Below are 18,395 nucleotides of genomic sequence, written 5' to 3'. Positions count from 1 at the left end.
CATTACTTCTCGATCAGTCGTTGCGGGTTGGCCACTTGCTTCATGCGCATGGTATCGACAAAGCAATCACGACGCTGAATCGGCTGCCCCATGACTTCTGGCTGACACGTTTCGGTTAACACGCGGTAATAGCGGAGTTCGACCGTTAAATCGGTGTTGGGTTGTGACGCATAACGCGCACTGTATTGCGTGGCAGACACACCCTGACGGTGCAGTTGTGCAATTTGCTGCTGGGCAATACGTTTGCCTTGCGTGGTGCTGTACAAGTAAGTCACATCAAACTGGTGATCTCGCTGTTGTGCCTGCGCGACAATCTTGTTCAACTGGGCGTTAATATCTGTGACACCAGCCTGTGGCTGTTGGGTATTCACCGTAAACTGATAGGTATGTGTTTCCGGGTATACCAAGGCTTCCGCGCCTTTAGCTTCATACATTTGCTCGGCACAGCCGCTTAGCGATCCCAGCGATAAAAGTGCCATTAGGGTGATCAATACATGTTTCATTGCATGAATCCTCCGCGTGATAGCAGATCAATGCTCAAGGCTTTATCCGCGTCTGACTCACCATCGACGTTGATGTTCAACCAACGCGACAAGGTCGATGTTTTCTTCATATAAGGCAATTGCACATCTTGCGCTTTCATCGGACGAACAAGGTTGACAGTCGCCACAATCAGCAACTCGGTTTTCTTACGTTTGGTCACGGATTTTCTAAATGCCGCGCCTAATACGGGAATGTCACCTAACATCGGAATTTTTTGTAATTCTTCAAAATCCTGACTGTTCATCAAACCGCCCAGTACGAAACTTTCACCATCAGCCAATTCAACGGTGGTCATCGCGCGGCGAGAGGCTAGCTGCGGCACTTCAATGCCTGCCGCCTGAATGTATTTCTCGACTTCACTCACTTCCGGTGACAGCTGCATACGTACTTTGTCATCGCTCATGACTTTGGCGGTCATTTCCAGCTTGATGCCGAACTCTTTAAAAGTGATATTGGTGCTGTTGTCATTGGTCACGATCACCGGCACTTCACCCCCGACTAAGAAGCTCGCCGATTCACCGGATAGTACGGTCAGGTTCGGCTCGGCCAGAATTTGTGCCATGCTGTCATTGCCCAATGCGGTGATAAGCGTACTCAGATCTGCCGCTTTAAATTGGGCAAACGAGAACTGCCCGACGCTGGCGCCAATGGAACCCCAGTCGGTACCGATGGTTTTCGCAAAAGAGTCGGTCACTTGCGCCACGGAAATCTTCACATTTACTTGCTGCACACTGGTCACAACAAGGTTTTCGATGATCCCTTCCCATGTCATGTTACGGGCGAAAATCATGCTTTCTGGCGCTTCCATACCAGAATCTTCAAACTCCATTTTCTCGGATTTTTCGTAACGTTCTGTCGATTTACGCTTCAGGAACGTGGCCACCATGCGGTAGATGTCATCACGCTGTTGCTCAGAGGCAACGGTGCCGCTCACGGCCACTTGCTCACCGACAGATTCCAATTTGATGGTTAAATCCGGGTATTTCAGTTTGATTTGACGGCGGATCTGAGAAAGGTCGATATCGACAAAGATGCGCTCAGACAGCACGACATCACCGTCTTTGTTGTACGCCAGCAGACGAGCCTGCCCCACTTGTTTGGCAAACACCACCAAGGTTTTGTCATTGATGACTTTGTAATCCACTATCTCTGGCGCACTGATAAACACCTTGCTGATCGGCTGACTCAGACTGATATCTGCCGCATCATGCAACGTAATGTAGCGATCACCTGCCCAAGCAAAGGTAGAGGCGACACAACTCAACGCCACAAGTAGTACACGTACGCAATGTGAACCCAATAAAGCCTTACGCATTAAAACAACCCTCCGGTCGCGGTGTTTTCATCAGAACCACGCAACTCTTCCACATCATTAAAGTTGCTGATCACATCATGCACATTGGCTTCCAGCGGTTGGCGGTAATTGTGACTACGGTAAATTTCAATTTGGGCAGTACGTTGCGCTAACGACAAACGCGCCAATTGACTCGGCGGCACTTCAATCACCACCGTGGTCATACCATCGGTTTCATTCGACGACTTGGCCGAGATGATATTGTCGATACCGGAGTTGACGGATAACGCACTGCTTTTACCAATGTTCATCACTTTTACGTGTTTTAAGAACACTTTGGCTTGAACGCCCTGAAACTGAGTCAGTGACTCAGACTGTGATGACATATTCACATCCGGCGAACTGATCATCAGCAGATCGATGTAATCACCCGGACGGATAAAATCATTGATAAGGTTTTTGGTGGTCACTTGCAGGGGATACAGTGTCATGCCGTCACTGACTAGTAAGTCGATATAGCCCGGCTGATTTTTCTGGGTCTGGTATTCCGGGTAAACCCACTGGCCTTTTTTGATATCAGTATTGAGCAAAGTCGATGGGTCAAAATTCAATACCACGTCTTCTTTTACCCCCAACTTCAAGGCGTCATCAAACGGCACTTGCTCGCGCGTCAGATCACTGGCCGCTAACGGCTTGCCCTTTTCCACGTTTTGGTTGGCGCGCCACAAGGTAAGATATTGCACGGGCTTTTCCGTGATCAGATCGACAACAGGCTCATCAAGGTGTTCGGGTTCTTTACTGAACACGTCATAAAGCCCGTACAAGCCGGATGTCACGGCCAAAAAGGCAATCAAAAAGATAATTTTCGAGTTCATACACTTGCCTTTACAAGTAGTGTGCGAGAAGTGGGAGATAGAAGCCGACAGAAATCGCAAGCCCATAAGGTAGGCCCGGATCGTTTTCGTGTGAGGCTGTATGTAAGACGCGGTACTTCACCCAATAGAACAGGGCGACCACACCACCGATCATTGCCGTCAGCCATAAGGCAAACGTCAATTGAGAAAGAGGGAGGGCAACAGCAAGTGCCGTTGCCAATTTGCTGTCACCAGCGGCGATGATGCGCAACCTGACCAACATAATCGTCAGAACAAAGACGAAGATTGCACAATATATACCGCTGATTGAGCCATACAGTCCGTTCAGCAGGAGTGTGTTCACCAATACAATGAGCACCAGTGTATTGGGAATGCGTCGCTTAATGACATCGCTCAAGCATATAGCGACTAACGCGACTCCGATGAATGCGAGAAGGACCATATAAAATACGTCACTGCTGATTAACAGCTGAAATTAACTTGCAGGGTTTTGACCAACGATCTTGGTTAATGCTGCAGTGATATTGGTAAACGCTTTTGTTAATTGCGCAATAAAACCACCATCATTAGATAGAACCACAGCCAGAAGGCCAGCCATTGCTACTGCGATTAGACCGTACTCGATCGCTGTTACACCGCGCTCGTCGTTTTTGTAGCTAGAAAAAAATGCGTCTGCTTTTGCGTATAGTTTAGTAATCATTCTTGTTCTTCCTTTTAAGGTTGGAGTCATTACTCGAAACATGATCTTACTCCAAAAAACACCCTGAAAAAGATAGCAACTATTGATAAAACCGATAGAACAAAATACCAACAATGCATACCACTTCAGCATTTATGTATTCCAAAAAGGAAAAAGCAACCGTAAAACATAGTGATAGAGATCAAAATTTGTAAGCAACGAAATAGATACTTACAATAATATTGCTTTACTTTGTGTAAAATCCGCGTCAAAATCTCGCCACCACCGTGATCCAGATCACACTTTTTAATTAAGTGATAATGCAATTGAGTCGATAGTGAGTAGATGAGTGGTATATTCTTCCGTGAAGTCGGTTCTAAATGTCCGTAAAATCAGAGAAGTACTTGTAACAATAGTGGAACAATTCACTATTCAATGACGGTATTCTGACTCATTTTTTATTTGTTTCTCTGCTTTTCGACACTTATACATAATAAACATAATGAAATTACAACTTGAGAATATCATTGCCTTTGTTTCGGTAGCTGAAGAAGGATCGTTCAGTGGTGCAGCAAGGCGATTAAGTAAGTCCCAGTCCACAATTAGCACGGCAGTACAAAATCTGGAAACAGACGTGGGTTATAGTTTGTTCCACCGCGATAAGAAACGCCCATACCTGAGCGAGAAAGGCCAAAAGCTACTCGACTCTTCGCAGGTGTTGCTGAAGCACTATAAGGACGTGATTGCAGTCGCAAAGAAGATGAACGATATCACGCCAATGACACTCACCATTGGCATTGATCCGTTCCTTTATCATCCATCAGTGATGCAATTGCTCAGTGAATTTGCCGATGCCTTCCCACAGCTGGATTTGATCATCAAACAAGCACCGAGTAATGCACTGTGTGATGACATTTATAACGGCACGATCGATGTAGCCTTTGGCTTTTTAAGTAACGAACGGGTTTACAACATCGAGTATGCGGATTTGTTCAGAGTCAATTGTAATTGGGTGCATGCCCCCGGCTACCCGTTTGAACAGCCCGATCACATGCTGCGTACCCTGATGCTCAACAACAACAGCGATGTCTTTTTGCCCACAACCGAAAAGGCCTACAGCACCTGGAAGGTCGATGATGTGCACACCTTGGTGACCTTATGTCAGCAAAATAAAGGCCTCGCTTTATTGCCTGAACATCTCTATGCCCCTTATAGCCAGAGCGGTGCATTGGTTTGCCTGCATGATCAGCGTTTCTTTGGCCGTCAGCTGCAAGCCTCACTGTTCTGGCATCATAACTTGGCTCACCCAATGATTGCGGATTGGATTTTGACCTATTTCGCCGCGCTGAAATAATACGCACACGCCACATTAGCCAGCACGTACCGATATAAAAAAACGCTGAGTATTCAACTCAGCGTTTTTTTATTCAAACAATGACCAATGAATCGTCAGAATCAATAAATCGTAGCGACGTCATAATAAGCAGTATGGTGGCCTAGCGGGACTTCCACTTCATCCCCTTCTTCTAGCCCTAACAACGCATCGCCCAATGGTGATGTTGGGGTAACCACAACAATCTCTTGGTCAGCGACAGTCAGTTTGATGCCCCCAGCCGTAGGGCCAAAAAAGACGCACTTTTCATTGTCATCTTCATCCACCAAATGCACCATGCAGCCGAGGACAATTTGTTCACTGCCTGCCGGTAACGCAGTTTGCAGTTTGCGGTAAGCCGTCAAATCCGCCATACACTCAGCCACACGCTGTGATTGCCCATGGGCTAAATACGCCGCTTCAAGTGCAAGGGTGTCATATTGATTTTCAGGCGCATTTTCATCGTCTGTTGCCGTGCTATGGGCGCGGTCGGCGGCCTCTAATGCACCTTGGTAGGCTTTCTGTAGTTGCTCAAGGATTGTTTCGACCAGTTGTGCTTTATCGATGGTGACCATGGGGAGATTCTGTAAATAGAAAAGAGTATACCTTACTTTTTATGCCGACTGTTCATTTAGCGATTAGCACTCGTGACCGCCGCCGATGACACTGTCCTGTTCATGATCAATGCAGGCTTGTGCCATCAACGTTAACCCCTGAACAAGGGTTGCCAGACTCATGCTCGGTTGTGTGCCCTGCACCGCTTGCGCAGGTAATAACGGGATATGCACGAAACCATGACGGATCGCGGTATCACGCAAATAATGCTGAATACCATAAAACAGATGGTTACAGACAAACGTACCAGCGGTATTGGAGATCTGCGCCGGAATGCCGTGATCTTGTAACGTCTGCGTGATGGCTTTAATCGGCAATGTCGAAAAATACGCCGCCGGACCCGCATCGACAATGGCTTCGTCGATCGGTTGATGCCCGCCGTTATCAGCAATGCGATAATCATCCACGTTAATGGCGACCCGCTCTGGCGTGATCGCGGCTCGCCCCGCGGCCTGCCCGACCGTGATCACCACATCCGGCTGATGCTGTTTAATCGCAGCGATCACGGTATCAATGGCGGCATAGCGCACAACGGGCACCGTACACACAACAATCTCGCCGCCGACTAACGGGACATCCGCCAATGCGCGCACCGCTTCCAACGCAGGGTTCATGCGCTCGCCACCAAAAGGCTCAAAGCCTGTAATTAAGATTTTTTTCATGCGATTACTTTAACTTCACTGTTATGACTGGATGATTCGCCCCGCCGCTTACTGCCGCGTGACGTTTCCCTGAATGACAATATACTGCGATCGCCTCCCACCAAAGGCAATAAAAACAAAAATGCCGCTCACCCCAACAGGGTAAACGGCACCGAAAACAGGCTTGCTGTCACGTTGGTGGCTATCACCACCCACGCGAACAAGGGCAAGGATTACACGTTAACGCCGTGCTCTCTTGCCAAGGCGGCTAGACCACCCGCGTAACCCTGACCCACGGCTTTGAATTTCCAATCCGCGTTGTGGCGGTATAGCTCGCCGAAGATCATGGCCGTTTCTGTCGACATGTCTTCAGACAGATCAAAACGGGCAATTTCACTGCTGTTATCGTTGTTCACGATACGCATGTAGGCGTTAGATACCTGACCGAAGTTCTGATTCAGGTTTTCAGCATCGTGGATTGTGACGGCAAACACCAACTTCTTCACGTTAGCAGGCACCTTATCAAAGCTCACAGTGACTGTTTCATCATCGCCATCACCTTCACCGGTTTTGTTGTCACCGTTATGAACCACAGAGCCACATGCGCTGTGTGTGTTGTTAAAGAAAATGAAGCTAGTGTCAGACAATACTTTATTGTCTTCGCCAACCATAAATACTGAACAATCCAGGTCAAAATCCTGACCATCGGTTGCACGTGCATCCCAACCCAGACCCGCCAATGCGACTTTCATGGTTGGAGCTTCTTTGGTAAGAGAGACGTTGCCGCCTTTAACTAATGAAACAGCCATGTTCATTCCTTTTTGATGACATTAAAATCAACGTAATAATAAATACAGAGAATATAAGGGGAAGTCTCCCTCCCCGATTAATCACAACGCAAACACCATTAAGAGGCGTTGATCCCATATTGTGCGCACATGGCACCAAGGCCACCGGCATAGCCTTGACCCACCGCACGGAACTTCCACTCACCATTGTGGCGGTATAATTCACCAAAAATCATGGCGGTTTCCGTAGAGGCATCTTCCGTCAGATCGTAACGCGCGACTTCCACGTTGGTGTCTTCGTTCACAATACGCATAAAGGCATTACTCACCTGACCAAAGCTTTGACGGCGGACAACTGCATCGTGAATGGTCACGATAAAGGCCACTTTCGAGACATCCATTGGGACATTGTTCAATTCAACAATCAACGACTCATCGTCGCCATCGCCTTCACCGGTACGGTTGTCGCCGGTGTGCTGCACAGAGCCGTCCAACGAGCGTAAGTTATTGTAGAAAATAAAATCATTGTCATTGCGAACGCGGCCGCTGTCGTTAAGCAGGAACGCCGACCCATCCAGGTCAAAGTCCTGACCATCGGTTGAACGCGTATCCCAACCAAGACCCACTCGTACACGAACCAATGATGGATCGGTTTTACTCAGTGATACGTTACCGCCTTTAGATAATGAAACGCCCATTAGCATCTTCCTTTTTCAATATTCATCATGGCTTAAGCCGGATTAGAATTTTGTTCTTCGTCTTTTTTCTCTGGGAACACATAGCTGGCTAATACACCAGCAATCAGCACCACAATCACAACAACCAAACTGGTGGTGGCCGAAATAGTGAAATCATGACCAAAAATGTGCGAGGTGGCATTCAAGCCCAACTTACCTGCAATGAAGAACAACAACACGATGACGGCTTTTTCCAGGTGCACTAAGTACTGCTTCATGGCTTCAAGCACAAAGTACAACGTACGCAGACCCAAAATAGCGAACATCATGGCGCTATACACGATCAGTGGTTCACGGCTGACAGCGATCACCGCTGGCACCGAGTCAAACGCAAACATCACGTCAGACAATTCCACGACCGCCAAACACAGTAATAACGGTGTTGCGTAATATTTCGCTTGAGACGTCCGTCCGACGGTGATGTCGGCGTTTTCTGGTTTTGCCAGCTCTTCATCGACGTCTTTCTGCTTGATCAAAAAGTTATTGCCTTTGATCTTTGGCCAAACAGGGAACAAACGCTTCACGGCGCGATAAGCCAAATGCTGCGAGTAGTCTTCAACCTCGTCTTCTTGCTCACCGCTGCGCAGCATCATCACGGCCGTCCATGCCACCATCAGGGCAAACACCACTTCGACCCAGGGGCCCAACGCCAACAAACTGGTGCCAATCGCGACAAAAATACCGCGGAACACGATAGCGCCGATAATGCCCCAGTACAGGATGCGGTGACGGAACTTATCCGGCACCGAGAACCAGGAAAATATCGCCATGATCACAAACAAGTTATCGACGGAGAGCACTTTCTCCAGGGCATAACCGGTCACAAAGAGACTCGCCACTTCAAGTCCATGGTGGAGATACAAGAACCCAGCAAAAGCAAACGCAACCGCAATCCAGAAAATGGACCACATGATGGCGCTTTTAAGCGGGATCACCTTATCGTCACGGTGCATGTACAAATCAATTAAGATCGCGCCGACAGATAAGAAGACAAAGACCAATACGGTCTCAATGGGAAAGCCGATATGCGTTGTATCCATGTTTGACAATACCTAATTACAACTGATATTCAGAAGTTGAAAATCCTAATGCCACGCAGATTTCACGTGCGATGGCTTTTTCACTGTCATCGAAATCACCATCACTTTTCGCGACAGCAATCCCGACACGCAATGCAAGTTGCGCTGCATCTGGCTGATCTTTCAGGCGCATCACATATTTCATGGCTTCGCCTTTACCGATATCCACATCAAACTCAAAACCCGTTGCCAATGTATTGAAAAAGCCAATCACTTCTTTCACATCAAACACGGCAAGCTCTTCTGATTGCTGGATAAAGCTCATCATTTTTTGCTTTTCTTCCGCGCTGGCACCGTCAGATGCCATACTGATGCAGGCACAGACAGCGACCGTGCCTTCCATGAATTTACGGTTTTTAAAACGACCGACTTGGTTTGTGAGTTCTGAATGCCCTGCATTGACGGCATCTTTCACTTTCTTAAAAAATGACATAATTGTTTCCTTATTTGCTGCCGGCTCGCCACCGGAATCCCCAACCAAAAGCCCTATCCAGCTCTTCATGACCCGCGAAATAGCGATCGATCCGTTGTACGGTCAATACCCCATTGTCATTGATCAGTCGTGCCACGGCGCACATACAATTTGAGCGCCCGCCTTCGGTTAAGCGTGTTTCAACCGGGGGTTCATTGGGCACGGTAATCGTGACCACACCATCGGTTTTCGTCCAATCTGGCACCCCTTGGTAAATGAAAGCAAAGACCAAGACTTCGGCAATATTGCGCCAGCTGTCGCCATTAATGTGTAACCACTCACCACTGTGTGACGCACCGGTTCTGTCGTCTTCAAGCAAACGCACGTACGGTTGATGATCAAGATGACCAAACCGATTTCCCAAGGCTTGCACAATGTCGGCATTGCCATCTTTGAATCGTACAAATGCCCCTAAATCCAGATCGACCCCTGATGAGCCAAAAATACCACTCAGAAAACCACTGCCCTTGTGCGTGCCACGGTTCCAATTCAAATTCACTTTGATCAGGCCGTAATCACTGCGCTTGGTTAAGTTGACGGACGGGTTATTTTTGGTCAGCGAAATCTTGCTCAGATTAATTGTCGATGACGGTGCATTTGTCGATGTCGTAGAAGGAGCCGGTGAGGTTTGATGCGGCTGATACGGCGTTGATGGCCTCGCGGTAGAAGCAGGCGGTGGTGTTTGTGTCGGTGTTGGAGTTTGATCTTCATCGACCACCACACCATAAAATTCTGCCAACGGTTTTAAGCCACCAATAAAGCCTTGTGAAACAAAACGAAACTTCCATTGACCATTGCGGCGATAAAACTCGCCGAGGATCAATGCCGCTTCAGATCGTGCCTGAAGATCCACATCCGCCTGAATATGCACCTGCCCCGCCTGTTCGATCTGAATCGATAATTGTCCTAGCGATGAAACCGTTTGGCCCGGATTACACGTACATGAAAACGCGACTTTCTCAACACCGGTTGATAAGCGCGCAAGATTCAGTGAATACGTGGTCTGAGTACCTTCGCTGAGCAGCGACACCGCATTATCACGGCAGGCTCGCTGACCATAAAAGATCATATCGGCGTCATGGGCGACTTTGCCATTGGATTGCAGGCGGAATGCAGACACATCCGCCGGCTTTCCCGCGATCACCCTGACGGTTAATTCACCCGTAGGTACCGGTGAATTTCCTCCAGCAGTCAGCATCATAATGGCTTACACCAAGGCGTTTTTAATCACAGGGATCATGTCCTGCACGGTACGTCCCTGACAAGGCAGACCATGCGCCTTAAATTCCCAGTCACCCGCCTGACGTGCCAATGAAGCAATCAAAATACCGGAATGCGACCCTTGCTCATTCAATTTGAAGTGACACACTTCTTGCTCACCCGTCGTGGTATTGATCACACGGCAGAACGCATTCTCGACTTCATTGAACGTTTGACCACGGAAGCTATTTACGGTTACAGCAATAAATGCCACGTTACCCGGTAAGGCATTCAGGTTGACATCAATCACTTCATCATCACCGTCGCCTTCACCCGTCAGGTTGTCACCTCGGTGACGAACAGCGCCACAACGTGAAGCCAATTGTTGGAACCACACAAGATCAATCGGGTTACCTTGCGCGTCAAATAATACGCAAGACGCATCGAGGTCAATCGAGTCAGAACCGCCGAATAGACCGCCGAAAAAACCAGATTTCTTTTTGATAGGATCCCAACCAAGGCCAATGGCAATAGTCGAAAGCGTCGAGCCCGCTGTTTTTGCTAGCGAGACAGATTGATTTTTACTTAATGAAACCAAGTGAAACTCCCTATTACTGTTGTAATAACGTATATTCCATATATCGAGAAAACTATCACTAACCTTTAGCTTGCTGATAATTATAAACAATCACTTAGCCACGCATAACCATCTATTATGGTGTGGTTGCTGAGCAATATAAATAATAAAGCAGATTAGTCAACGTGTATCTTATCCATTTTAATGAAGTCTGAATTTGTGATTATTCACGCAAATAATCTGTATGAGGTGTGACAAACGCTTTGTAGTATCGATAATTCCATCATGCACATTGTGCCCTCTAATACGACGTTATAAGCCGATTTTATGAATAAGCGCAAACAACAACTTTCGACGGGCACCATTCGCATGAATATCGCCCAAAGCAAGTGGCAAGATACTGATTTATTTGACTTTGCAGAAAGGAAAAACCCGAAACGCTCTTTTTTATTTGTCAGTAAAATTCTCGGCAAGCATATTCCTGTATCCCCGAAGAAAATGCGATCCGCTTATCAATATTTGGTACAAGAAATCCCCAATAATATCTCTGGCCCTGTTTTATTTATCGGTATGGCCGAAACTGCCGTTGGGTTAGCAGGCGGTGTATTTGAAGAAGCACACAAACACTACTCTGACAGTGTATTATTAACCACGACCCGTCACCCTGTTGATGGCGAATTATTGTGTGAATTTAAAGAAGAACATTCTCACGCAACCGATCACCTTATTTATTTACCATCAAATGAAACAAGATCCTCTTTTTTCAATAAATATAAGACGCTGATCTTAATTGATGATGAAGCAACAACAGGCCGCACCTTTAATAATTTAATTTCATCATTATTACATGCCGGTTTACGAGGCATTACACAGATAATTACTGTCACGTTAACCGATTGGTCAGGGGATCGCCTCTCTACGCTGCAAAAAAACACACAGCCAGAAATATCCATTACATCACTGGCTTTAATGAAAGGACAATGGGAATGGCAACCGAACCCGCTCGCCCCCCTTCCCGACATGCCGGATGTCAACGTGACAGAAAAAGGGGCCGCGATGCTGTCCAGTCGACAAGATTGGGGACGTCTGGGCATGACCCATTACAACGGCAAAGGCTGGGTTGATCGTTATCACGCCCACGCTGGTGAACGTATTTTGGTGCTCGGTACGGGGGAGTTTCTGTATCCGCCGTTTCTCATGGCCGAACACCTTGAACAACAAGGGGCTGACGTGCTGTTTAGCTCGACCACCCGATCCCCGATTGCCGAAGGGCTCGCCATCCAATCCAGTTTGGCCTTTACCGATAACTATGGGCTTAACATCCCTAACTTCTGTTACAACGTGGCGCATCAATCTTTCGATCGGATCATCGTGTGCGTTGAAACCCGTGATAACGATATCGATCCCGCTTTTCTCAAGGCACTTGCCCCACTTGCTCACACCGTAGAGGTTGCCGTTTATGACTAAGCCGCTTTTTTTGGTTGATCTCGACGACAACCTGTTTCAAACCCAACGCAAAATGCACTTAAAAGGGCAAACACCGGCTGAAACGGCTGCCCTTGATCGGTCACTCACCCCCCGCAGTTTTTTCTCGCAAGAGCAGGCCTATTTTGTCGATTGGCTATTAACACACGCCGATGTCATCCCGGTAACCGCACGGGGCACAGAAGAAACCGCCCGCGTCACCATTCCGTTTACGTCATGGAAAGTGATGACCCATGGCGCGGTGATCACCATGCCTAACGATCAACCGGATCCGCAATGGCAAGATCAGATCCTAACCGCGCTGATCCCTTACCAGCAGCAATTGCACGATCGTCAAGCCGCATTAACCGCGGCCTTCAAACAAGCCAATATCGAAGCGTGGGCGCGTATTAACTATGAGTACGACGGTCAGGCCATCTATTTAGTCGCCAAACACACTGACAGCAGCAAGATTGACGAGCTGTATGCCGTGGCGGATCAAGTGGATCGTGAGCTGGGAATCGACGGGTTCTACATTCATCGCAATGACAACAACATTGCGTGGCTGCCGCACTGCATTGAAAAAGGCAAAGCCACCCGTTACCTCATCGATAAAATCCGTGCAGTTGAACCCGATAAGCCCATTATCGGCCTTGGCGACAGCCTTAGCGATATGACGTTCTTACGTCAATGCACGTGGTTTGGCATGCCACAACACAGCCAGCTGTCCCACCCTTTATTGGCCCACATTGATCAGGCGGAGTAACCCTATGACGACGTTTTCTGGAGCTTATTCGCCCAACGACATTACGTTTTTACTCAAGCCGATTGAGCTCGACATGACACCGGTTGAGGAAAAAGAGAGGCTGATTCAATCAGGACAAGCGCATTACTCTGACATGCTCAGCCAAGAGCCCGCCCCCTCTGACGAACATTTGTCGATTTATGCCCAAGCCTTAGCCGACGGCGAACAGCGTCTGGCGAAAGAAGTGATGGTACTTGCACTACAACTGCGTGAGCAATTTTCTGACCGACCAATTGTGCTCGCCAGCTTGGTCCGTGCAGGCGTGCCTTTAGGGGTCATGCTGCACCGTGCGTTGCAGCAACTGGGGCATCCGTCTTATCACTACGGGATCAGCATTATTCGCGACCGGGGCATTGATGACAAAGCTCTGTCTGAAATAGAAGCCAAGCACGGTACAGACAGCATTGTGTTTGTCGATGGCTGGACCGGTAAAGGTGCAATCACCCGTCAGCTCACCGCCTCATTGTCACAACGTAACGGCTATCCGGCCAAGCCTCGCTTAGTGGTACTGGCAGACCCTTGTGGCATGGCATGGTTAAGTGCGTCGTATGAAGACTGGTTGATCCCGTTTGGCATTTTAGGCGCACCGGTATCGGGCTTGGTGTCACGTTCCGTCTGGTCGAGCGATGATTATCACGGCTGTGTGATTTGCGATCATCTGGCGGACTACGCATGCAGTAGCGCATTAGTGGACCGGATCAGTGTGTTGCAACAGCACATCACCCTCGAAGACCTGACATGGCAAACACCATCAGATGCAGAGCACACCGCATTGGCCGATCTGTCACAAGCGGTATTGACCCATTTGCAGGATGCTTATCAGGTTGATCACATCAACCGCATAAAGCCCGGCATCGCAGAAGCGACCCGCGCGGTATTACGCCGCGTACCGGATCACGTGCTGGTCAGAGACATAAACGATCCGGACGTAAAGTTGTTGGTGCATTTAGCCCAGAAGAAAAACATCACGGTGATTGAAGCCGGTTCGCGTCTTGGTCAGTACCGTGCCACGACGATCATCAAGAAGGTATTATGATGATGAAACACTCTCCTTATTCCTTGGGGGCGACCCTGTATATGCCCGCGACCCGCGATGACATCGTGAACGTGGCGCTACGCAATAAGATCCCCCATCTGCGTTCAATGGTGATTTGCTTAGAAGATGCGGTGGCAGAACAAGATATCGAACTCGCGTTACTCAATTTAAAAACGATTACCGCGACGCTGGCAAAAAAACGCCGTAACCACGAACAACCGATCATTTTCATTCGCCCACGGCACTTGGAGATGGCCGCGCACATTGTGGCCGATTATGATCTAACGGGCATTGATGGGTTTGTGTTTCCTAAATTCACACTCGATACGCTTGCGGAGTGGGAAGCGATCACGGCACCGACGCATTTAATCTGGATGCCAACCCTAGAGACGCAAGATGTGTTTGATGGGCAGGCAATGCAGCAACTGGCCAATGCCTTGATCAACAGCCCGATGCGGGATCGGATCATTGCCCTGCGGATCGGTGGTAATGATCTGATGAGTATTTTGGGGATCCGCCGTTCACGCACCGCGACTATCTATGAAGGGCCGCTGAATTACGTGATTAAAATGCTCACCTGCACCTTTGGTGCGAAAGGCTTTGCGCTCACGTCCCCCGTGTTTGAGTTGATTGATAAAGGTGAGTTACTGGAACAGGAACTGCAGCAAGATTTGATCCACGGGTTAGTCGGCAAAACCGCCATTCACCCCAGTCAGATTGAATATATTCATGAAGCATGGATGGTGGAACCGTCAGAATATGAAGACGCCATTCGCATCATCAATAGCACACAGGCAGTTTATCAACACGGCGGCGCAATGTGCGAGCCGGCCACGCACCGTCAGTGGGCGATGAACATCCTTGAACGCCGTCAGCTGTTTGGCTTAAAAACCCCAGAAGCGGCCAATGCCAAAGAGTTTGTAAATCAGTAACCGCGTGGCAACGCCTCCCATAACGCAGAGTCAGTGCTTCTTTCCTCTCTTGGAACGCTGGCTCTTTTTCTTTTAAGGCGGCGATTAAGCTTAAGTTATTTCCTTAAAAAATTACGTCATCGAAAAGTTACTTCATCGAAAAAACTGACCAAGATGGTCAATGCCGTGCTGTTTTTTGTTGTGTGCCATGTCTCTACAATTAAATGGAATCATCAACAGGAGACAGCACAATGATCACACTCCGTTATGCCAACGAACGCGGCCAAGCAGATTTCGGCTGGCTCCATACGCACCATTCCTTTTCTTTTGGGGAGTATTACGACCCCGCCCACATGGGCTTTTCCGCCCTTCGCGTCATTAATGATGACACCATTCAACCCGGAGCAGGGTTTGATACCCACGGCCATAAAGACATGGAAATCATCACCTTTGTCCTCAAGGGCAGCATTGCCCACAGGGACAGTGAAGGGAATGTAGAAACGCTGCCAGCTGGGGAATTCCAACTGATGTCAGCCGGACGGGGGATCGCCCACAGTGAGTTCAACCCATCCGATACTGAGGCATTGCATTTGCTGCAGATCTGGATCCAGCCCAATACCGTCGGCGGCCAACCGGGCTACCAACAAAAAGCCTTTGCCGTGCAAACCGGATTAACACAAATCGCAACGCCAGACGGTCAACAAGGCACGCTACAGATCAAGCAAGATATGACTCTGTATCAACTGACACTGCCGCCCCACACATCACACACGATGCCTGTTGCAGCGGGTCGTCAGGTGTACATTCATCAGGTGGAAGGAGAATTAGCGGTCAATGAAGTGGCATTATTGGCGGGCGATGGGGCAAAGATCCGTGATGAAGTCGCACTGACACTGCGCAATGTTGGTGACTGCACTATCACGGCGCTGGTGTTTGATTTGCCGTGATCATGACTACCGGGCGCATTGTCAATAATCATTACCCGATCTCTTTCCCAAAAAGCAAAAGCTCGCTCAGTTATGCTGACGGGCCTTTAAAATAACGACGACAGGCTTTTGAGAGCTTCATGTAAACCAATGTCACCGCAAACAAATACACGACAAGGAAAATACCCGCAATCGCGGCATTCGGAGCATGCTCCATTAGCTGAAAGATCCCGTATATCGCACCCCCCCAGTAAATCAGACCCGGCGCCTGATCCAATAAAGTGAATGCCGCCACTTTCCTCAACCACATCCTTGTAAGCATCAGTGCCTCCATTCGCCATTTCCATCAATGTCTTCATCGCTAAACTAAAATAAATCCCACCACGCAACCATGTATAAACGACGTTCAATTATGTTTTGAGAGTGATGTCAATGTTCTCGGAATCCAGAGTGAAAAGCGCAATTCCCCAACCCGTATGGGACATCACAAGCAGGGGGATTAAGAAAAAGCGGTTTAGCCTAGCGCCTTAATCATCAACTGAATCGACTGGTGATCTTCGCTCGGCACAAACGGTGTCGTCCCTTGGAAAATATAATCCGCATAATTGAGGGTCGCGACGTCCTCAAAGCTCATCTTCTTGCCGAACAAATATTGCGAACGACTGCCGGCCGATTCGGTGTGTGCGTAAGCAAATTGTTGCACCGCACCTTGTGCTAACACCGCTTGCAGTAGAGCAACTCCCACGCCTTGACCGGCAAATTGAGCTGCGACACCAATGAATTTAATATTGAGGTAGATATTGGGTGAAATATCGAATGACGTGAAATACCGCTGGTTCAGTTGCTTGAGCAGCCCCATCATAGGATCGCCAGTGAAGTCATCTTGGAAAAATTCTGACTGAAAGGTCTCAACGAGATCGCTACATAAAACACTACCGATCACTTTGTTTGTCTGGGTGCATCGCGCCACAAAGCCCAGTCCGGTCTCTGCACAACGTGTGCACATGTAGGCTAAGTAATCCCGAAAATCGGCTTCGTCATTGCCTTCGTAATCAAGTTGCCCAGTAAAAAATGCTTCTACAATCACATCAATGATAGCGGATGAGTCTGCAGGATGAATTGGCTGAATGGTGTAATGAGAAGACATAATCGCTCCAAATTGCGTTAACAAACGAAGTGATGCAAAAACGTTGTTGCGATATGAAATACACAAGCATGGCGCACCACCCCATAAAAATAGGGCCAGTGCCATGGTGTCGCAGAGTGCGCTGAATGCTTACTTCTCATCGCCATAAACCACAACGTTATGATTGGCGGCAACGATAATCACATATCGAAACAGGAGAAGTAATGAGCGGAATAACCTGACCGCTCTGTATCGTTTTAGGCGCGGGGATAATAACCAGATCTAAAAATACGCGCAATGAAGCGATGCGTTGTTTGTGCGGTCTACTGAAAAAACCTCTGCGGTTTGACGTTAACAACACACCGCGAGGCTCATCATCTGTTTCCCCGCAAAAAACAATGCATATCACGACCATTGCAGTTTGCAATTCTTAGACACGAGACTTTTTATTCATTTTCAATAAGATAATAAATGGCCTGCTTATTGCTCAATCTACTTATGTCTCATTTGGGTAGGGAAACAGTTATGACAAAGGCCATTATCACGACACTTTTTGCTTGCCTTCTTGGCAGCACTGCAGCACAGGCATCGTTAGTCTTCTCGATAGAAGACGCCTATATAGAAGAGTCACAAATTAATGGTCCAAAAACCGTGGAAACCTTTGATGATTGGCCAACCGGCACATTCAGTGGATTTGTCACGTCAGAGTTTGGTAATTACATTACTCTTCGTGGCGATCCCATGATCAAAGAGGCTGATCAATATGGCGGGGCGGGAGGTGAAGGCAATTACCTGTTCGTTAGCCCGCAAAATAATACCCAAGTGTTACTAAACTTCGATGAACCTGTCGGCTACTTTGGGTTTTGGTGGAGTGCTGGGAATGACGGGAATAAATTGCAGGTCAGAACCATGGAAGAAACCTTAGAATTTACAACCGAAGATGTATTCTCATCTGATGCACTGACGCTTAATCATTATGGCAATACCAATTTCAATAATCAAAATGCCAATGAGACGTATGCATTTGTGAATTTGAACGCGACAACGGAAGCATACAAAATCCAATCCATTGTTTTCTATGGTTCAAATTTTGAAACGGATAACCATACCGTCGCCAGTGCGATCCAGTCTTCAGGCGGCACACTGGTTGTCTCCATTTCGGAACCTATTCATTTAGGTGCGCTTGCCTTAAGCTTGCTGCCATTGGTACACGCTCGTCGACGTATTCAGGCAAAGCTATCCCTATGATCACATC

General features: G+C 48.0%; 22 protein-coding genes. 7 read left to right on the top strand and 15 right to left on the bottom strand.

The window, feature by feature from the left end; genetic code table 11:
- Positions 1 to 2: 2 nt before the first annotated feature.
- The 5 genes from ACSF8W_RS06365 to ACSF8W_RS06345 are packed head-to-tail and all read right to left on the bottom strand — an operon-like array spanning position 3 to position 3,412.
- The gene (locus ACSF8W_RS06365; RefSeq protein WP_500846041.1) at positions 3 to 503 is read right to left on the bottom strand and encodes a hypothetical protein; all 501 of its coding nucleotides are present in this window, start codon (positions 501 to 503) and stop codon (positions 3 to 5) included.
- Complete coding sequence (locus ACSF8W_RS06360) at positions 500 to 1,858, bottom strand: type II and III secretion system protein family protein (protein ID WP_500846039.1); 1,359 nt, start codon at positions 1,856 to 1,858, stop codon at positions 500 to 502. Before ACSF8W_RS06360 ends, ACSF8W_RS06365 begins: the two co-directional genes overlap by 4 nt.
- On the bottom strand, positions 1,858 to 2,712 hold the full coding sequence (cpaB, locus tag ACSF8W_RS06355) for a Flp pilus assembly protein CpaB (RefSeq protein ID WP_500846037.1): 855 nt from the start codon (positions 2,710 to 2,712) through the stop codon (positions 1,858 to 1,860). The genes ACSF8W_RS06360 and cpaB overlap by 1 nt, the downstream gene beginning before the upstream one ends.
- A gap of 10 nt (positions 2,713 to 2,722) precedes the next feature.
- On the bottom strand, positions 2,723 to 3,154 hold the full coding sequence (locus ACSF8W_RS06350) for an A24 family peptidase (protein ID WP_500846036.1): 432 nt from the start codon (positions 3,152 to 3,154) through the stop codon (positions 2,723 to 2,725).
- Positions 3,155 to 3,187: 33 nt separating this feature from the next.
- The gene (locus ACSF8W_RS06345) at positions 3,188 to 3,412 is read right to left on the bottom strand and encodes a Flp family type IVb pilin (protein ID WP_500846675.1); all 225 of its coding nucleotides are present in this window, start codon (positions 3,410 to 3,412) and stop codon (positions 3,188 to 3,190) included.
- 481 nt (positions 3,413 to 3,893) lie between these two features.
- Between ACSF8W_RS06345 and ACSF8W_RS06340 the strand changes: the two genes are divergently transcribed.
- Complete coding sequence (locus ACSF8W_RS06340) at positions 3,894 to 4,745, top strand: LysR family transcriptional regulator (RefSeq protein ID WP_500846034.1); 852 nt, start codon at positions 3,894 to 3,896, stop codon at positions 4,743 to 4,745.
- 101 nt (positions 4,746 to 4,846) lie between these two features.
- Here the strand turns inward: ACSF8W_RS06340 and ACSF8W_RS06335 are convergent, their stop codons facing one another.
- The 8 genes from ACSF8W_RS06335 to ACSF8W_RS06300 form a co-directional block, all read right to left on the bottom strand.
- Positions 4,847 to 5,338, bottom strand: a complete 492-nt coding sequence (locus ACSF8W_RS06335) for a GreA/GreB family elongation factor (RefSeq protein WP_500846033.1) — start codon at positions 5,336 to 5,338, stop codon at positions 4,847 to 4,849.
- 63 nt (positions 5,339 to 5,401) lie between these two features.
- Positions 5,402 to 6,040 carry a pyroglutamyl-peptidase I gene (gene pcp / locus ACSF8W_RS06330; RefSeq protein WP_500846031.1) on the bottom strand — a complete coding sequence of 213 codons (639 nt, stop codon included), beginning with the start codon at positions 6,038 to 6,040 and terminating at the stop codon, positions 5,402 to 5,404.
- 212 nt (positions 6,041 to 6,252) lie between these two features.
- Positions 6,253 to 6,828, bottom strand: coding sequence for a TerD family protein (locus ACSF8W_RS06325; protein WP_500846029.1), 576 nt, complete (start codon positions 6,826 to 6,828; stop codon positions 6,253 to 6,255).
- Positions 6,829 to 6,926: 98 nt separating this feature from the next.
- The gene (locus ACSF8W_RS06320; protein ID WP_500846028.1) at positions 6,927 to 7,505 is read right to left on the bottom strand and encodes a TerD family protein; all 579 of its coding nucleotides are present in this window, start codon (positions 7,503 to 7,505) and stop codon (positions 6,927 to 6,929) included.
- Positions 7,506 to 7,537: 32 nt separating this feature from the next.
- Complete coding sequence (locus ACSF8W_RS06315) at positions 7,538 to 8,584, bottom strand: TerC/Alx family metal homeostasis membrane protein (RefSeq protein WP_500846026.1); 1,047 nt, start codon at positions 8,582 to 8,584, stop codon at positions 7,538 to 7,540.
- A 16-nt stretch (positions 8,585 to 8,600) separates the two neighbouring features.
- Positions 8,601 to 9,056 carry a tellurite resistance TerB family protein gene (locus ACSF8W_RS06310; protein WP_428477176.1) on the bottom strand — a complete coding sequence of 152 codons (456 nt, stop codon included), beginning with the start codon at positions 9,054 to 9,056 and terminating at the stop codon, positions 8,601 to 8,603.
- 10 nt (positions 9,057 to 9,066) lie between these two features.
- Positions 9,067 to 10,296 (bottom strand): TerD family protein, encoded by a 1,230-nt coding sequence (locus tag ACSF8W_RS06305; protein WP_500846025.1) that lies wholly within the window; start codon positions 10,294 to 10,296, stop codon positions 9,067 to 9,069.
- A gap of 6 nt (positions 10,297 to 10,302) precedes the next feature.
- Positions 10,303 to 10,893 carry a TerD family protein gene (locus tag ACSF8W_RS06300; protein WP_500846024.1) on the bottom strand — a complete coding sequence of 197 codons (591 nt, stop codon included), beginning with the start codon at positions 10,891 to 10,893 and terminating at the stop codon, positions 10,303 to 10,305.
- A gap of 306 nt (positions 10,894 to 11,199) precedes the next feature.
- On the opposite strand from ACSF8W_RS06300, the gene ACSF8W_RS06295 reads away from it, so the two are divergent.
- The 5 genes from ACSF8W_RS06295 to ACSF8W_RS06275 all read left to right on the top strand — a co-directional run bounded on the left by ACSF8W_RS06295 (position 11,200) and on the right by ACSF8W_RS06275 (position 16,035).
- Positions 11,200 to 12,339 (top strand): phosphoribosyltransferase domain-containing protein, encoded by a 1,140-nt coding sequence (locus ACSF8W_RS06295; RefSeq protein ID WP_500846023.1) that lies wholly within the window; start codon positions 11,200 to 11,202, stop codon positions 12,337 to 12,339.
- Entirely contained in the window at positions 12,332 to 13,102 is a 771-nt protein-coding gene (locus ACSF8W_RS06290) for an HAD family hydrolase (RefSeq protein ID WP_500846021.1), read from the top strand. Before ACSF8W_RS06295 ends, ACSF8W_RS06290 begins: the two co-directional genes overlap by 8 nt.
- A 4-nt stretch (positions 13,103 to 13,106) precedes the next feature.
- Entirely contained in the window at positions 13,107 to 14,177 is a 1,071-nt protein-coding gene (locus ACSF8W_RS06285; protein ID WP_500846019.1) for a cysteine protease StiP family protein, read from the top strand.
- Positions 14,174 to 15,109: an HpcH/HpaI aldolase/citrate lyase family protein gene (locus tag ACSF8W_RS06280; RefSeq protein WP_500846018.1), complete on the top strand. Its 936-nt coding sequence runs from the start codon at positions 14,174 to 14,176 to the stop codon at positions 15,107 to 15,109. Before ACSF8W_RS06285 ends, ACSF8W_RS06280 begins: the two co-directional genes overlap by 4 nt.
- A gap of 230 nt (positions 15,110 to 15,339) precedes the next feature.
- On the top strand, positions 15,340 to 16,035 hold the full coding sequence (locus ACSF8W_RS06275; RefSeq protein WP_500846017.1) for a pirin family protein: 696 nt from the start codon (positions 15,340 to 15,342) through the stop codon (positions 16,033 to 16,035).
- Positions 16,036 to 16,105: 70 nt separating this feature from the next.
- Here ACSF8W_RS06275 and ACSF8W_RS06270 read toward each other — a convergent pair whose 3' ends face one another.
- Together ACSF8W_RS06270 and ACSF8W_RS06265 are read right to left on the bottom strand one after the other, a co-directional pair.
- Positions 16,106 to 16,336: a hypothetical protein gene (locus ACSF8W_RS06270; RefSeq protein WP_500846015.1), complete on the bottom strand. Its 231-nt coding sequence runs from the start codon at positions 16,334 to 16,336 to the stop codon at positions 16,106 to 16,108.
- A 192-nt stretch (positions 16,337 to 16,528) separates the two neighbouring features.
- Positions 16,529 to 17,161, bottom strand: coding sequence for a GNAT family N-acetyltransferase (locus ACSF8W_RS06265; RefSeq protein WP_500846013.1), 633 nt, complete (start codon positions 17,159 to 17,161; stop codon positions 16,529 to 16,531).
- A gap of 504 nt (positions 17,162 to 17,665) precedes the next feature.
- Here ACSF8W_RS06265 and ACSF8W_RS06260 point away from each other — a divergent pair.
- Positions 17,666 to 18,388, top strand: a complete 723-nt coding sequence (locus ACSF8W_RS06260) for an Npun_F0296 family exosortase-dependent surface protein (RefSeq protein WP_500846011.1) — start codon at positions 17,666 to 17,668, stop codon at positions 18,386 to 18,388.
- Positions 18,389 to 18,395 lie beyond the last annotated feature (7 nt).

Source organism: Photobacterium sp. 270122K, from assembly GCF_059941365.1.
Note: the sequence above shows the minus strand (reverse complement) of the source record. Positions and strands in the feature narration are given on the sequence as shown.

Bases quoted from the DNA above. Each gene is read 5' to 3' on its own strand.
- ACSF8W_RS06275 (WP_500846017.1), top strand. From the start codon at position 15,340: ATGATCACACTCCGTTATGCCAACGAACGCGGCCAAGCAGATTTCGGC.
- pcp (WP_500846031.1), bottom strand. From the start codon at position 6,040: ATGAAAAAAATCTTAATTACAGGCTTTGAGCCTTTTGGTGGCGAGCGC.
- ACSF8W_RS06320 (WP_500846028.1), bottom strand. From the start codon at position 7,505: ATGGGCGTTTCATTATCTAAAGGCGGTAACGTATCACTGAGTAAAACC.
- ACSF8W_RS06310 (WP_428477176.1), bottom strand. From the start codon at position 9,056: ATGTCATTTTTTAAGAAAGTGAAAGATGCCGTCAATGCAGGGCATTCA.
- ACSF8W_RS06280 (WP_500846018.1), top strand. From the start codon at position 14,174: ATGATGATGAAACACTCTCCTTATTCCTTGGGGGCGACCCTGTATATG.
- ACSF8W_RS06315 (WP_500846026.1), bottom strand. From the start codon at position 8,584: ATGGATACAACGCATATCGGCTTTCCCATTGAGACCGTATTGGTCTTT.
- ACSF8W_RS06285 (WP_500846019.1), top strand. From the start codon at position 13,107: ATGACGACGTTTTCTGGAGCTTATTCGCCCAACGACATTACGTTTTTA.
- ACSF8W_RS06290 (WP_500846021.1), top strand. From the start codon at position 12,332: ATGACTAAGCCGCTTTTTTTGGTTGATCTCGACGACAACCTGTTTCAA.
- ACSF8W_RS06260 (WP_500846011.1), top strand. From the start codon at position 17,666: ATGACAAAGGCCATTATCACGACACTTTTTGCTTGCCTTCTTGGCAGC.
- ACSF8W_RS06335 (WP_500846033.1), bottom strand. From the start codon at position 5,338: ATGGTCACCATCGATAAAGCACAACTGGTCGAAACAATCCTTGAGCAA.
- ACSF8W_RS06270 (WP_500846015.1), bottom strand. From the start codon at position 16,336: ATGCTTACAAGGATGTGGTTGAGGAAAGTGGCGGCATTCACTTTATTG.
- ACSF8W_RS06305 (WP_500846025.1), bottom strand. From the start codon at position 10,296: ATGATGCTGACTGCTGGAGGAAATTCACCGGTACCTACGGGTGAATTA.
- ACSF8W_RS06350 (WP_500846036.1), bottom strand. From the start codon at position 3,154: ATGGTCCTTCTCGCATTCATCGGAGTCGCGTTAGTCGCTATATGCTTG.
- ACSF8W_RS06295 (WP_500846023.1), top strand. From the start codon at position 11,200: ATGAATAAGCGCAAACAACAACTTTCGACGGGCACCATTCGCATGAAT.
- ACSF8W_RS06265 (WP_500846013.1), bottom strand. From the start codon at position 17,161: ATGTCTTCTCATTACACCATTCAGCCAATTCATCCTGCAGACTCATCC.
- ACSF8W_RS06340 (WP_500846034.1), top strand. From the start codon at position 3,894: ATGAAATTACAACTTGAGAATATCATTGCCTTTGTTTCGGTAGCTGAA.
- cpaB (WP_500846037.1), bottom strand. From the start codon at position 2,712: ATGAACTCGAAAATTATCTTTTTGATTGCCTTTTTGGCCGTGACATCC.
- ACSF8W_RS06360 (WP_500846039.1), bottom strand. From the start codon at position 1,858: ATGCGTAAGGCTTTATTGGGTTCACATTGCGTACGTGTACTACTTGTG.
- ACSF8W_RS06325 (WP_500846029.1), bottom strand. From the start codon at position 6,828: ATGGCTGTTTCATTAGTTAAAGGCGGCAACGTCTCTCTTACCAAAGAA.
- ACSF8W_RS06345 (WP_500846675.1), bottom strand. From the start codon at position 3,412: ATGATTACTAAACTATACGCAAAAGCAGACGCATTTTTTTCTAGCTAC.
- ACSF8W_RS06365 (WP_500846041.1), bottom strand. From the start codon at position 503: ATGAAACATGTATTGATCACCCTAATGGCACTTTTATCGCTGGGATCG.